Source organism: Vibrio sp. EA2, from assembly GCF_033042495.1.
Lineage (GTDB): Bacteria > Pseudomonadota > Gammaproteobacteria > Enterobacterales > Vibrionaceae > Vibrio.
The window spans coordinates 169,518-183,787 of record NZ_JAWLID010000002.1; the positions used below are offsets into that span (position 1 = coordinate 169,518).

The 14,270-nt window shown below is 45.4% G+C and carries 17 protein-coding genes and 1 tRNA gene; 17 read left to right on the plus strand and 1 reads right to left on the minus strand.

The genetic code is table 11. From position 1 onward, the window contains the following. Positions 1 to 3 precede the first annotated feature (3 nt). From cydB to RXX31_RS05160, 15 genes are all read left to right on the plus strand, one after another. Complete coding sequence (cydB, locus tag RXX31_RS05090) at positions 4 to 1,140, plus strand: cytochrome d ubiquinol oxidase subunit II (protein WP_317588018.1); 1,137 nt, start codon at positions 4 to 6, stop codon at positions 1,138 to 1,140. Between the two features lie 12 nt (positions 1,141 to 1,152). After that, positions 1,153 to 1,260 carry a cytochrome bd-I oxidase subunit CydX gene (cydX, locus tag RXX31_RS05095; protein WP_000270284.1) on the plus strand — a complete coding sequence of 36 codons (108 nt, stop codon included), beginning with the start codon at positions 1,153 to 1,155 and terminating at the stop codon, positions 1,258 to 1,260. Beyond that, a complete protein-coding gene (ybgE, locus tag RXX31_RS05100) occupies positions 1,253 to 1,555 on the plus strand; it encodes a cyd operon protein YbgE (protein WP_317588019.1) in 303 nt (100 codons plus the stop codon). The genes cydX and ybgE overlap by 8 nt, the downstream gene beginning before the upstream one ends. Positions 1,556 to 1,727: 172 nt before the next feature. Continuing rightward, the gene (gene ybgC, locus RXX31_RS05105; RefSeq protein ID WP_317588020.1) at positions 1,728 to 2,147 is read left to right on the plus strand and encodes a tol-pal system-associated acyl-CoA thioesterase; all 420 of its coding nucleotides are present in this window, start codon (positions 1,728 to 1,730) and stop codon (positions 2,145 to 2,147) included. Then, positions 2,137 to 2,835, plus strand: coding sequence for a protein TolQ (gene tolQ / locus RXX31_RS05110; protein WP_014231360.1), 699 nt, complete (start codon positions 2,137 to 2,139; stop codon positions 2,833 to 2,835). Before ybgC ends, tolQ begins: the two co-directional genes overlap by 11 nt. A 3-nt stretch (positions 2,836 to 2,838) precedes the next feature. Then, positions 2,839 to 3,282: an ExbD/TolR family protein gene (locus RXX31_RS05115; protein ID WP_317588021.1), complete on the plus strand. Its 444-nt coding sequence runs from the start codon at positions 2,839 to 2,841 to the stop codon at positions 3,280 to 3,282. 13 nt (positions 3,283 to 3,295) lie between these two features. Next, a complete protein-coding gene (gene tolA, locus RXX31_RS05120) occupies positions 3,296 to 4,363 on the plus strand; it encodes a cell envelope integrity protein TolA (RefSeq protein WP_317588022.1) in 1,068 nt (355 codons plus the stop codon). Positions 4,364 to 4,376: 13 nt separating this feature from the next. Beyond that, complete coding sequence (tolB, locus tag RXX31_RS05125; RefSeq protein WP_317588023.1) at positions 4,377 to 5,729, plus strand: Tol-Pal system beta propeller repeat protein TolB; 1,353 nt, start codon at positions 4,377 to 4,379, stop codon at positions 5,727 to 5,729. A 30-nt stretch (positions 5,730 to 5,759) separates the two neighbouring features. Continuing rightward, complete coding sequence (pal, locus tag RXX31_RS05130; RefSeq protein ID WP_317588024.1) at positions 5,760 to 6,284, plus strand: peptidoglycan-associated lipoprotein Pal; 525 nt, start codon at positions 5,760 to 5,762, stop codon at positions 6,282 to 6,284. An 18-nt stretch (positions 6,285 to 6,302) separates the two neighbouring features. Next, positions 6,303 to 7,049, plus strand: coding sequence for a tol-pal system protein YbgF (gene ybgF / locus RXX31_RS05135; protein ID WP_317588594.1), 747 nt, complete (start codon positions 6,303 to 6,305; stop codon positions 7,047 to 7,049). Between the two features lie 202 nt (positions 7,050 to 7,251). After that, positions 7,252 to 8,313, plus strand: a complete 1,062-nt coding sequence (gene nadA / locus RXX31_RS05140) for a quinolinate synthase NadA (protein ID WP_317588025.1) — start codon at positions 7,252 to 7,254, stop codon at positions 8,311 to 8,313. A gap of 118 nt (positions 8,314 to 8,431) precedes the next feature. Continuing rightward, positions 8,432 to 9,475, plus strand: coding sequence for a potassium channel protein (locus RXX31_RS05145; RefSeq protein ID WP_317588026.1), 1,044 nt, complete (start codon positions 8,432 to 8,434; stop codon positions 9,473 to 9,475). Further along, entirely contained in the window at positions 9,475 to 9,891 is a 417-nt protein-coding gene (locus RXX31_RS05150) for a DUF350 domain-containing protein (RefSeq protein WP_317588027.1), read from the plus strand. Before RXX31_RS05145 ends, RXX31_RS05150 begins: the two co-directional genes overlap by 1 nt. Positions 9,892 to 9,899: 8 nt before the next feature. After that, the gene (locus RXX31_RS05155) at positions 9,900 to 10,469 is read left to right on the plus strand and encodes a DUF1190 domain-containing protein (RefSeq protein ID WP_317588028.1); all 570 of its coding nucleotides are present in this window, start codon (positions 9,900 to 9,902) and stop codon (positions 10,467 to 10,469) included. An 8-nt stretch (positions 10,470 to 10,477) separates the two neighbouring features. Beyond that, complete coding sequence (locus RXX31_RS05160; protein WP_317588029.1) at positions 10,478 to 11,644, plus strand: glutathionylspermidine synthase family protein; 1,167 nt, start codon at positions 10,478 to 10,480, stop codon at positions 11,642 to 11,644. 233 nt (positions 11,645 to 11,877) lie between these two features. Here the strand turns inward: RXX31_RS05160 and RXX31_RS05165 are convergent, their stop codons facing one another. Further along, entirely contained in the window at positions 11,878 to 12,489 is a 612-nt protein-coding gene (locus RXX31_RS05165) for a YecA family protein (RefSeq protein ID WP_317588030.1), read from the minus strand. Between the two features lie 664 nt (positions 12,490 to 13,153). Between RXX31_RS05165 and RXX31_RS05170 the strand changes: the two genes are divergently transcribed. Beyond that, on the plus strand, positions 13,154 to 13,603 hold the full coding sequence (locus tag RXX31_RS05170) for an L-alanine exporter AlaE (protein ID WP_176291262.1): 450 nt from the start codon (positions 13,154 to 13,156) through the stop codon (positions 13,601 to 13,603). A 144-nt stretch (positions 13,604 to 13,747) separates the two neighbouring features. Beyond that, positions 13,748 to 13,835, plus strand: a tRNA-Ser gene (locus tag RXX31_RS05175). Positions 13,836 to 14,270: the final 435 nt, after the last annotated feature.

Here is a 14,270-nt window from a genome sequence, read left to right on the forward strand (position 1 = left end):
AAGATGTTTGATTACGAAATCTTGCGATTCATCTGGTGGGTACTGATCGGTGTTCTACTAGTTGGTTTTGCAGTAACAGATGGATTCGATATGGGTGTAGGCGCGCTTGTACCTGTTATCGGTAAAAGCGACACACAACGCCGTGTCATGATTAACTCAATTGCCCCTCACTGGGATGGTAACCAAGTATGGCTTATCACTGCAGGTGGTGCATTGTTTGCAGCGTGGCCATTGGTTTACGCAACGTCGTTCTCCGGGTTCTACTTGGCGATGATCCTGACGCTTGCCGCGCTATGGTTACGTCCCCTGGGTCTGGATTACCGCTCAAAAATTGAAGATCCAAAATGGCGCAAAAACTGGGACATTTGTATCTCAATCAGTGGCTTTGTACCGCCAATTATTTTTGGTGTGGCGTTTGGTAACCTTCTACAAGGCGTGCCATTCCAGTTAAGTGACTTCCTGATGCCAACGTACCACGGCTCGTTCTTTGGTCTGCTAAACCCATTTGCATTGCTATGTGGTCTGGTGAGCTTATTCATGATCCTGATGCAAGGTTCAAGCTGGCTACAGATGAAGACAACGGGTGACGTTCATACACGTGCGCGTAACGTTGCTCAACTTACTGGTCTGCTAACCGTGGTAACGTTTGTTGTTGCTGGTTTCTGGGTTCAGAATATTGAAGGCTACGTAATTGTTGGTGGTATTGATACCAATGCAGCGTCTAACCCTCTTAACAAAGAGGTGATTCGTGAAGCGGGTGCTTGGATGAAGAACTTTGAAAACTACCCACTGCTATGGGCTGCGCCGGTACTAGGTGTTGCGATGCCGTTGCTTACTGTATTGGCATCACGCCTTGAAAAGTGTGCGACTTCATTCATCACTTCAAGTCTTGGTGTTGCGGGTATTATCTTTACTGCTGGTTTTGCGATGTTCCCATTCATCATGCCATCAGACCTAATGCCTGATCACAGCTTGACGATGTGGGATGCGACTTCATCTGAACTGACCCTTAACCTAATGACGGGTGTTGCGATCGTTATGGTGCCAATCATTCTGGGTTACACATCTTGGACTTACTACAAGATGTTCGGCCGCCTGGATGATAAATACATTGAAGACAACAAAAACTCACTTTACTAAGGAGCAATCACTATGTGGTATTTCGCATGGATTCTAGGTGTACTACTTGCTTGTGCATTCGGTATCATCAACGCTCTTTGGTTAGAGCACTCAGAAATGATGGACAAAGACAGTGAGTGATCTCGCTGATAAGGTAGCGAAGTTACATCAACCAACAGATAAGACTCTGCTGAGGGTCTTATCTCTCATCCTCGGCTTTATGCATGTTGGATTGGTGATGTGGGAACCAGAGGCGTACAGCCAAGCGATTGGCGGGTTTAACGCTCTTATCGCTCCAGCATTGATTTGGGCAATATGTTCAAGCATGGTGTTTGGTGTGGGCTTCAAGCCGAGAAGTTGGTACTGGCAGGTGTTATTCAGCCCTTACTTCTCACTGACTATCTTATTCTATCTAACTCTACTTTATTTCACTTAGCTTGAAATAAGCTGAAATAAAGTCGGTTATTTCATCATCGATTAAAAGCCAGGCTCTTTGCCTGGCTTTTATTTTTTCTACAAAAATCAAAAATATTCCGCTCACTTGGTACCAATTCATATTGCTTAAGTTATAGTAACTACTTTAAAGAATTGACTCTATTGGTACTCTCTTGCAAGGCACATCTAATTCATTCAACTGGCCGATCACTGTGTACTATGAAGACACAGACGCGGGTGGCGTTGTTTATCATTCAAATTATCTGAAATTCTTTGAGCGTGCCCGCACTGAAATGTTGCGAGCGAAGGGTATCTCTCAACAAGTGTTACTGGAACAAAACATCGGTTTTGTTGTCCGACACATGGATATCGATTTCAAACAAGGGGCAAAGCTGGACGAACATCTGACAGTCGTGACCCGAGTGTCAGAAATAAAACGTGCGTCTTTACAATTCTGTCAAGAGTTGGTCAATGATCAAGGGCGGATATTGTGCAGTACCTTTGTTAAGGTAGCATGTGTCGATAATAAGAAAATGAAACCAATAGCTATCCCAGCGTTTATTAATTCGGAGCTAACAAATAGTGACTGCTGATATTTCCATTTTAGATCTTTTTCTTCAGGCAAGTCTGTTGGTAAAACTCGTGATGCTGACATTACTTGGTATGTCGATTGCGTCATGGGCGATGATCATTAAGCGCAGCAAAGTGCTTTCCCACGCATCAAAAGATGCAGAATCATTTGAAGACAAATTCTGGTCGGGTACGGATCTTTCTCAGCTTTACCAAAAAGTGAAAGCTCGAAAAGACGAAATCATCGGCACAGAAGAGATCTTCTACGCCGGTTTTACAGAATTTGCACGTCTGCGTAAGAGTAACGCGAACTCACCAGCTTACATTATGGAAGGCACGGGTCGCGCAATGCGCGTTGCTGTTGCTCGTGAAGTTGATGAGCTTGAAACCAGCTTACCTTTCCTTGCTACGGTAGGTTCAATCAGCCCGTACATTGGTCTGTTTGGTACCGTTTGGGGCATCATGCATGCGTTTATCGCACTGGGTGAAGTAAAACAAGCAACCCTTTCGATGGTAGCACCTGGTATCGCAGAAGCGTTGATCGCGACGGCAATGGGTCTGTTTGCCGCAATCCCTGCGGTAATGGCCTACAACCGACTAAGCAACAAAGTAAGTAAGCTTGAACACACTTACGCGACTTTCTCAGAAGAATTCCACAGCATCCTTCATCGCCAGGCGATGGCTGGCCGAGACAGCGCGGATAAGGAATAAAGCATGGCGGGTTACCAACCTAAAAAGCGCAAAATGACGGCAGAGATCAACGTTGTACCTTATATCGACGTGATGCTAGTACTGTTGATCATTTTCATGGCTACTGCTCCATTCGTTACGCAAGGTGTTGATGTCGAACTTCCAAAGACCTCGAACGCAACACCCGCGCAGGAGTTGGCTGGAGATACTGATAGCAGTTTCATCATTATCGAAATTGATAGCGATGGTAACTTGGGTTTAAGCGTTAACGATGAAGAAGTTCAACGTGGTTTAACACTGCAAGATGTGATTGTACGTGTTAAGGCGGAACGATCACTTAAGCCAGATTCACCAGTTGCGGTAGGTGGTGATGCAGCGACACCTTATGCAGAGGTAGTCCTTCTACTCGATGAATTGAGTCGTGCTGGTATCCCTAAAGTAGGGCTTCTGACCGATATCAGGGAATAAACGTCAACCATTCATGAAAGAAAAAAAGAACCAGACGAAAGAGTACTCCAAGCCGATAATGATATCGGTGGGCTTGCATGCCTTGTTAGTCGTCGCATTGCTTTGGGGTACGGATTTAACAATGTCAAAACCTGAACCAACGGGGCAGATGGTTCAGGCGGTTGTTATTGATCCTAAGCTTGTTCAGCAGCAGGCGAAAGAGATTCGTCAGCAACGCGAAAAAGCCGCTAAGAAAGAGCAAGAACGTCTTGATAAATTAAGACGCGAAGCGGAGCAGCTGGAAAAAAATCGCAAAGCTGAAGAAGAGCAAATTCGCAAGTTGAAAGAACAGCAAGCCAAAGACGCTCAAGCCGCGCGTGAAGCAGAAGCGGAACGTAAGAAAAAAGAGCAGGAGCGAAAAGCCGAAGAGGAACGTGTTCGCAAAGAGCAAGAGCGAGCTGCTAAGCTTGAACAAGAACGTAAAGCCAAAGAAGAGGCGGTACGTAAAGCGGAGCAGGAACGTTTAGCGAAAGAAGCGGCAATTGCCAAAGCGGAACAAGAACGTGTGGCGCGCGAGAAAGCAGCGAAAGAAGCTGAAGAAAAAGCCAAACGTGAGCGAGAAGCCGCGCAAAAAGCGGAGCAAGAACGTATCGCTAAGGAAAAAGCAGCCAAAGAGGCCGCTGAGCGAGAACGTAAAGCTCGTGAAGCTGCCGAGAAAGCTGAGCGTGAACGTAAACAACAAGAAGCAGCACTGGATGACATTTTTGCTGGCTTGGAAGATGAAGCAAGCCAAAACAGCGCTGCTCGTAACCAATTTATCAACGACGAGCTTTCTCGTATGTCGTCGATATACACTCAGAATATCCAGCAAAAGTTGATTAAGGATGACTATTTGCTGGGAAAGGAGTGTAGGGTAAACATCAAACTGATTCCTACTGGATCGGATATGATGGTTGCAGGTGTTACCGTGCTAAGTGGCGATACACGAGTTTGTGCAGCGGCGAAACGAGCGATTGCACAAGTTGGGACGTTCCCTAAATCGTCAGAAGCCGCGGTCAATGAAAGACTGAAAGACATCAACTTAACGGTTGCTTTGGACTAAAAGGAACAGAGACGTGATTAAACGCCTTTTACTAGGAATGTTTGTACTGTTAAGCAGTATGACGAATGTAGCGAATGCTGCACTAGAGTTGGTTATTACCGACGGTATAGATTCAGCACGACCAATTGCTGTGGTTCCGTTTAAATGGGAAGGTGCTGCGGCGCTGCCAACAGATATTTCTGCGGTAATAGCCTCTGATTTACAACGCAGCGGAAAATTCAGCCCGGTACCGACCAACAAAATGCCACAGACACCTTTTAATGAATCTGAGGTTAACTTTGATTCATGGACCAACTTGGGTGTTGATGCCTTACTGACAGGCTCTATTACTCAAAATGAGCAGGGTAATTACGTGGTTAACTACCAGCTTGTTGATATTGTTCGTGGTCAACTTACTGGTGGTCAGGGTAAAGCACTAGGCAGTGATGGTGAACTCGTCCTATCGAAAGACCATGTGTTGTTTAACAAGGTTGCGACCGTAGAAGCTTCTCGAATGCGTGAGTATGCCCACCGTATTTCAGATTTGGTTTATGAACAGTTGACGGGTGACCGCGGTGCCTTCATGACTCGAATCGCGTATGTGGTAGTGAGCGACACCGAGCGTTTCCCTTATCAACTCCGTGTGTCTGACTACGACGGTTATAATGAGCGCTTGGTACTGCGTTCTAAACAGCCGTTGATGTCACCGTCATGGTCCCCGGATGGTCAGAAGTTAGCGTATGTAAGTTTCCAAAACGGTCAGTCTGAAATTTACATCATGAATATCTACACTGGCGAACGTGAGAAGATCACCTCTTACCCGCGTCACAACGGCGCACCAAAATTCTCGCCAGACGGCAGCAAACTTGCTCTTGTTCTGTCGAAGACTGGTTCGTTACAGGTCTACACATTCGACCTGAGATCTCGCCAGCTCACACAAATTACGCGTGGCAGATCAAATAATACAGAACCGTTCTGGCACCCAGATGGAAAATCGTTGGTTTTCACATCTGATAGGGGTGGAAAACCTCAAATTTATCAAGTAGATTTGGGCAGCGGCAATACTAATCGTTTAACTTGGCAAGGCAGCCAGAACCTCAGTGGTCAAATCACACCTGACGGCCGATTCCTGGTAATGGTGAACCGCAGTGATTCAGGCTTTAACCTGGCAAAACAAGATTTAGAAACGGGCGCTCTTCAAGTTCTTACCAAGACCTTGCTTGATGAGTCACCGAGTATTGCTCCGAACGGTGGCATGGTTGTATATAGCTCCATGTTCAATAAGAAAAACGTACTTTCGATGGTTTCCATTGATGGTCGATTTAAAGCGAGATTACCTGCAACAAATGGACGCGTAAGAGCGCCTGCGTGGTCACCGTTTTTGTAATAATAAGATAGATTAATAAAGGAAAATAAGATGCAACTTAACAAGGTTCTAAAAGGGCTACTTATCGCGCTTCCAGTTATGGCTATGACAGCGTGTAGCTCAAGCGATGACGCAGCTTCAAGTACTGGTGATGCAACTAACCAAAGCGGTGCTGTTGAAACAACAGTCGTATCGCCTATGGATCAAGCGGGTCAACTGACTGAGCAAGAGCTAAAAGAGCAAGCGCTACGCGAAACTCAAACTATCTACTTCGCATTTGATAACTCAACAATTGCAGGTGATTACGAAGAGATGCTAGCAGCTCACGCGTCTTACCTAAGCAAAAACCCATCACTACGCGTAACTATTGAAGGTCACGCAGATGAGCGTGGTACTCCAGAGTACAACATCGCGCTAGGTGAGCGTCGTGCACAAGCGGTTGCTAACTACCTACAAGCTCTAGGTGTTCAGGCAAACCAAATCTCAATCGTTAGCTACGGTGAAGAGAAGCCACTTCTTCTGGGTCAATCAGATGAAGTGTACGCGAAAAACCGTCGTGCGGTTCTAGTATACTAATTCGAGGAATTCCTCATGTTGTTCAGTAACACTAAGCGCGCTGTTGCGCTTACGTTACTGGCAAGTGCAGCGAGCTTTGCGTTCGCTGCACCAGCTCCAGTATCTGATCTCAACAGCACATCTTCCAGTCGTTCATCCGAATCGGATGTCCAGCGATTAGAGCGCCTATTGCAAAGTCGCAGCCGTCTTCAGTTCCAAATGCAAGAACAAATTGACCAAATGTCACGAGAGATCAGTGAACTAAGAGGTCAGCTGGAACGAAATAACCATGAAATGCAGCAAATGCTTCAAAGGCAACGCGAGTTATTCGTTGAGCTTGATCGCATGCGTGGTGAGATGAAGTCAGCACCTGTTCCTCAAGAGACTCCTCCAGCAGAAGCAGGCGGTCAGTATACCCCTAACGCTGATGAACAAACAGCTTATCAAGACGCCGTCGATCTTATCCTTAAAAAGCGCGATTACGCTGGCGCGATTGCCGCTTTCCAGCAATTCCAAAAGGATTATCCTGATTCCACTTACACTGCGAATTCACATTATTGGTTAGGCCAATTGTACTACGCGAAGAAGCAGGATAAGGATGCGGCAAAAAGCTTTGTTGCGGTTGTTTCTTACAAAGACTCTAACAAGCGAGCGGATGCGTTGGTTAAATTAGGCGATATCGCCGAACGTAATAACAATGCAGAGCAGGCGAAGAAGTTCTATCAGCAAGTGGTTGATGAATACCCGAATAGCGCTTCAGCAAAAATTGCAGCTTCTAAGCTGTGATTACAGCCTTGATTATGTTTAAAAGGAGCTTCGGCTCCTTTTTGTTTTATTGGCTTTGCTGATGGATAGATAAAACAATAGAAGTGTTAATTGGAACAAAGATATACGGCTAGACCTCCAGAAATCCTCGCTATGGGTTGGTTTTTAAAAATTAACAAGGTTACAATACTCGGATTAAAGGAAGTTGCGTAGAGCAAGAGCAATGAGCCATATACTAGATAAAATCGACACTGTTTACCCATTCCCTCCAAAACCCGTTCCGTTGAGCGATGAAGAGAAAACGTCTTACATTGAGCAGATTAAAAAGCTGCTGAAAGAAAAAGATGCTGTTCTTATCGCACACTACTATACCGATCCAGAAATTCAGGCCTTGGCTGAAGAGACTGGCGGCTTTGTCGGTGACTCGCTAGAAATGGCGAAGTTTGGTAACCGTCACCCAGCAAGCACATTGATCATCGGTGGCGTTCGCTTTATGGGGGAGTCGGCTAAGATCCTAACTCCAGAGAAGCGTATTCTGATGCCAACGTTGGAGGCAGAGTGCTCTCTTGATCTTGGATGTCCAGCGGATAAGTTTAGTGAGTTCTGTGATGCTCACCCTGACCACACAGTTGTGGTTTACGCCAATACTTCTGCAGCCGTTAAAGCGCGTGCAGACTGGGTGGTAACATCAAGTATTGCACTTGAAATCGTTGAACATCTGGATGCGGAAGATAAACCTATTATCTGGGGTCCTGACCGTCACCTGGGTTCATACATTGCGAACAAGACCGGCGCAGACATGCTGTTATGGCAAGGCGAATGTGTGGTTCACGATGAATTTTCTGCAGACGCACTACGCAAAATGAAGAGCGTTTATCCTGATGCTGCAATTCTTGTTCACCCGGAGTCACCAGCAAGCGTGGTAGAACTGGCAGATGCTGTGGGTTCAACGAGCCAACTTATCAAAGCAGCAAAAGAGCTTCCTCACAAGCAAATGATTGTCGCGACAGACAAAGGCATCTTCTTCAAGATGCAGCAACTCGTTCCTGAAAAAGAGTTGATCGAAGCGCCAACAGCGGGTGCAGGCGCGACATGTCGTAGCTGTGCTCACTGTCCTTGGATGGCGATGAACGGCCTTAAAGCGATTGAAAAGGCGCTTCGTGAAGGTGGTGAAGAGCATGAAATCTTTGTTGATGAAGAACTTCGCGTTAAGTCTCTTATCCCACTGAACCGTATGTTAGATTTCGCAGAACAGCTCAACATGCAGGTAAAAGGTAACGCGTAAACTTTGCTATTACCTTAAGATGAATCTCAAAAACCAGCTGAATATGGCTGGTTTTTTTGTGTCTTACAATCAATCGGTTACTATTAAATAAAGTAATGCATTTAGGGACTGAATACTTATGGCAGTGTGGCTGGTCGTTAAAAAGTGGTTAAGTTCGCACGTTTTTAAGCTAAGCACCCGCAATCTTCTTTTTATTAGCCTGTTATATATCGCGCTTTCGTGGGGCCTATTGGTTCTGGCTGGCGAGACAGAACTCACGGAGAACTTTTCTAGTTTTGTCTACTACCTGATGGTGACAGCGAGTACGGTCGGTTATGGTGACCACTCTCCGGTGACGGACTTAGGGAAGTGGGTTGTTGTCTTGTTTGTTATTCCGGGCGGGTTAAGCTTGTTTGCTGCACTTTTGGGACGTGTGGCAGGCGCGGCTGTGGAGTATTGGCGAGCGGGTATTATCGGTAAACGGAGAGTAAGAGTGGAAAACCATATCGTATTGTTGGGGTGGAATGGCTCGAGAACCATGCACCTGATCCGCATGTTACAGCATGAAGAGGCAGGCAAACGTCCCGTCGTTCTGTGTAGTCGTTCGGACATTGAAAACCCGTTACCGGGTGAGATTCATTTTATCAAAGTTACCAGTTACACCGACTCACAGGAGATGAAAAACGCCAACATCGCTGAGGCGAGTTGTATTATTGTCGATAACCTGTCGGACGATATCACGCTCTCGGCGGCCTTGTACTGTGCTTCCGTCAATCCTGACGCACACTTGCTCGCCTATTTTAAGGATGAAGCGCTGGGCCGCTTATTAAGCCAACATTGTCCGAAAGCGGAATGTATTCCAGCAGTCGGTGCCGAAATGTTAGCTAAAGCTGCGGTGGACCCTGGCTCCAGTGCGTTGCATCAGGAGTTGCTCGCCTCGACCCGTGGTATGACTCAATACTCCGTGGTTTATCCGGAAAATCAACCCACCACTAAGATTGAGAACATCTTTGGATTTATTAAGCAGCATCACCACGCAACGCTAATTGCCATCGATCTGGGCGACGGCATTGAGCTAAATCCAGAGTTAGGTTCTGACGTACCACCAAACAGTAAACTTTTTTACATTGCAGATGAACGTATCGAAGACTTTGCATGGAACGAAATGATAAAGGACAAATAATGCACATCATCGCAGACCTGCTAGCGGGTTTCCCTTATTTCTTACTCTATTTTTCCGTGTCGATTGTATTCGTGTTGGCGTTCAAATTCGTTTATATCAAGCTAACGCCTTACGATGAATGGCAGCTGATCAAAGAAGAGCAAAATACCGCAGCAGCGGTGGCGTTAAGTGGTACTTTTCTTGGTTACTGTCTGGCGATAGCTGGTGCCGCAAAAAACTCAGTCAGCATCGTTGATTTTATGGTGTGGGGCATCGTCGCGATGTTAGCGCAGCTTATTGCGTTTGGTATTGTTCGCTTTATTCTGATGCCAAAAGTGTCAGAACAAATTGAGAATAACGAATTGCCGGCGGGTATCGTGCTTGCCGCAGTATCGGTGTCGGTCGGTTTGCTTAATGCCGCTTGTATGACGTATTAGGAGGAACGATGAAACGCAGTTCTAACGTTAAACGTTCATCCATGGATAAGCGTTTTAAAGTCAGCCGACTTATCCCGTTTGCAGCCTTTGGTGGTATCTTTTACCTTGCCACACAGGAGTCAACGACCGAAGGCGCTATCTATCTTGATGCTAATGAGTGCAAATCATCGGAACCTGGATTCAGCGAGCAATGTGAAGTTGCCTATCAGGAAGCGATGGCAAGAGCAGAGCAGAATGCACCTCGCTATACCACAGAGCATGAGTGTGAGAACGACTTCTATCAAGATGACTGCTATTACAGTTCTCGCTACAACTCCTATGTTCCCTTTGTCAGTGGTTTCTTTTTTAGCCGCGCTCTTAGTAATCTGAGCGGGTACAACAAGAGTTACTACTCCGAGCCAATGTACCGTTATAAGTCGAAATACTATAATGGTGCCGGGCAGTTTTATGGCTCGTACCGAAACCAGCCGACTAGTGTTGCGAGCAGCCGATTGAACAAGCGTGGCGGCGGTACGATTGGTCAGGCTATGTCCCGAGGCGGCTTTGGCAAAGCGGTATCAGGTAGTCGCGGCGGTTAACAGACACTATGTTTCGAAGAGAAATACAAGAAAGAGAAAACTGGCGTGAATTAGCACGCCAGTTTGGTTTTGGCTTCCATTCCATGTACGACCAACCTTACTGGGATGAGACCGCGTATTATCAGTTTACTCTGGCGCAGATCGAACAGGATCTTGAAGATCCCACAGAAGAGCTGCACCAGATGTGCCTCGACATTGTTGACCAAGTGGTACGCAGTGAACAGTTACTGACGAAATGCGCCATTCCTGAAGCAATGTGGTCGCAGGTCGCTTCCTCATGGAAACGCAGTGAATCGTCCCTCTATTCACGAATGGATTTCGCCTACAACGGATCTGGGCCAGCGAAGCTTCTGGAAAACAATGCAGATACGCCAACGTCATTATTCGAGACTGGATTCTGGCAATGGGTGTGGTTAGAAGATGTGGTGAATAAAGGGCGTATTCACCAAAGCGCAGATCAATTCAATATACTGCAAGATTTCCTTATCGAGCGCTTCGCTGAGATCGCCAAACTACAGCCGGGCCAAACACTGCATTTCAGTTGCTGCAAATATACCGAAGAAGACAAAGGTACCGTGCAATATCTTGAAGATTGTGCTCGGGAGGCTGGGTTATCAACGGCTTTTGTCTACGTTGAAGACATTGGCGTGACGGAAGAGGGGATATTTGTTGATGCGGACAACCGAGCTATTCGCTGGATGTTCAAACTTTATCCTTGGGAATTTATGTTTGAGGATGAGTACAATACCTACCTCGAAACAGCGAACGTCAATTGGCTGGAACCGATGTGGAAGTCCATTCTTTCGAACAAAGCGCTGTTGCCCTTGCTTTGGCAACGCTTCCCTAACCACCCCAATTTGCTGCCAGCGTATTTTGCCGACGATCCCAAAGCGTCTAGCTTAAAAGACTATGTGATTAAGCCACTATTTTCACGTGAAGGCGCGAATATCGAGATAGTAAAAAATGGTCAGCGCGTGGTTAAAACACCAGGACCTTATGAATCAAGCAAAAACATTGTTCAGCAATATCATCCGTTACCGAAGTTTGGACTAAGTCATACGTTAATCGGGAGTTGGCTGGTTAACGACCGAGCCGCGGGTATTTCAATTCGTGAGGACAGCAACTTAGTGACTCAGGATATGGCGCGTTATATTCCCCATATCATTTTGACCTGATCAAAACAGCTCTCTGAGTGAGTAATGCCAACCGCTCAACGATTTTTATCTGTGTCATTCCAGCGAGCCCAAGCGAGACTAGGAATCTGATAGCAGCGCACTGAGCAGTTATGAAATAACTTTGGTTATAAAGCACTCGGAAATTAGATCCTGAATCACGCTCCTTCGTCGCTATGCAGGATGACGGGAGGCTAAACATGCCGTTCGCTGTTAAACGAACGGCTAAGATGATCTTACTGCTCTTCAGCAAGCGTTACACCGCGTTGAGTCAAACCGCAAAGCATGACAGGCATAGCATTGAAGATCTCTTCGAATTGCTCAAGCCCTTCCATACCTTGCTCTGCCAGCGTTTCGATAGTAGTTTCTGGATCGTAAAGCATTGTCAGAGAAAGTAGCACACCACCCAGTAGTGCGTTATCTTCACTCTCTTCTGGCATGAGTGTTTCCCAGTCGTCACGAGCTAACTGCCAGCCTTGTAATACACCCTCACAGAAGTCACGAGTGCTGATGGTTACGATGTCTTTTTCATCCAACGCACAGCCTTCGGGCCAACTCCAGGTTCCGTCCAGCAGTGCAGGGCGAGTTTCATTCCACATTTGTACAATTTCATCAATGTACAGTTCTAACTGTTCGCCATCACTAAAAGGCGCTGTCTCTTCGCCACCCCACAAGAATGGTAGCCACTCCTGAGGCATCAATACATTTGGTGCAGATGCCATTGCTGTTACAAAGCCTTGAGTTTTCGCTAGGTTGAGTAGTTTTCCATCAAGTTCTGGAAGAGAAAGAATGTCTTGTAGTTTCAAAATAGAATACCATTTGTTCATGGGCTGGTTGGTTGCGGCCATCTTACCAATCAATTAACGATAAATCGATATTAGGGAAGATTTGTTAACACCTATTGAAATTCGCTCATCACTCCGCCGAAAAAGTATCTTTGCACCGTCGCTAACGCACCTTCATTAAGCCAATTTCCCCGTATTCCAACGAAGAAATTGCCATAAGTTACTGTACGTATAGAAAGTCATTTACAGCGTCAAATGATCCCTGAGCCTGTGGATATCGATGCGCTGACGGTCATGCTTGCAATTCCCTAACGTCCTCAATCTTTCGGTAGGTTGGTCACTGTTGTTTATCGACTAACGAACTGAAAAATTGGGAAGCTCTGAATTACCCTCTACAGGTAGCATAAGCGAATTATTTTTTGCTTCTCTTGCCAGATTTTGTTCTAAAAAATTACCTTTTATCCACTTCTAACTCCCTTGAATGTCGAAGTTTTTTGGTTTTTTACGCCATTTTGGGCCATAAAAGTGCAATTTTTGTCCAAACAGGTGCATTAAACTACTTTTATTGCAAATTTTGGTTATAAATTTACATCCTTATTTTAAAAATAGAACCATAAACTGCAAATGTTATGTTTTAATGGCGACATAATCTGGGTGATTAGTTAATGTATAGTTAATCGTATTTATTTTTCTATTAATTGCAGTGTTTGATTTTAGAGGTTGTTAAATGAAGTCTCGTGGACCATTTTGTATTCGTAATGCCGCAGCGGATACCTTTGCTATGGTGGTTTTTTGCTTTGTCACAGGGATGATTATCGAGATTTTGATTTCAGGAATGACGTTTGAACAGTCTCTGGCATCACGCACGTTATCCATCCCCGTAAACATTGCTATCGCTTGGCCGTATGGTGTTTTCCGCGATTGGGTATTGCGTCAAGGTAATAAAGTTTCACCGTCTTCATTTATGAAAAATGTGTCTGACCTTATCGCCTATGTGCTTTTTCAATCTCCGGTTTATGCAGGCATCTTGCTTGCGGTAGGCGCATCCACAGACCAGATCATTACTGCGGTAGCGAGTAACGCGGTTGTATCTTGCGGAATGGGTATTTTGTACGGCTACTTCTTAGACATGTGTCGCCGTTGGTTCCGAGTTCCTGGCTACTACCAAGGTATTTAATTGACACTGTTTTGTTCAATTTAGTTACTTAGTGAGCAACCGGCAGAAAAATGGGGCTTTTTTTCATGTTTAGCCTTGACCATAGGGCACATAATCATTAAATTAGCGCCTCGTTAGCCAATGTTGCTAACCACAATTTGATTCGGTGAGTTGTCCGAGTGGCTGAAGGAGCACGCCTGGAAAGTGTGTATACGGCAACGTATCGAGAGTTCGAATCTCTCACTCACCGCCACATTCGCTGAAAAAGACGTCCTAGGACGTCTTTTTTATGTCTGACATTTATGAAAATCGGCATTACTTGATAGTACAGGTGCAAGATTGAAGTCGGCTACGTAAACTTGTAACTGATTGATATTTATCAAGGCCATAAAAAAGCATGACTTTTGGTGTGAATATGAGCCAAGTTGAGTGCAAAATAAATTCTTAAGTTATAAAGCTTAGTTGTTTCTGGCTTAGCTACCTACTGGTACAAAGAGTAGATACAAATGAGCATTATGACGTCTTCATATAAACATCCCCAATCGGGAGCCTATTACTTCCGCATGGTGGTTCTAAAAGCCTTAGTTCACTAACTTCTCTCAGTTCTCTAATTTTAGGTTTATCTACTTATATCTGTTATGTTCTACTTTGTGTGAGTTATATCACTACAACTTAAGTTCACTGCAAC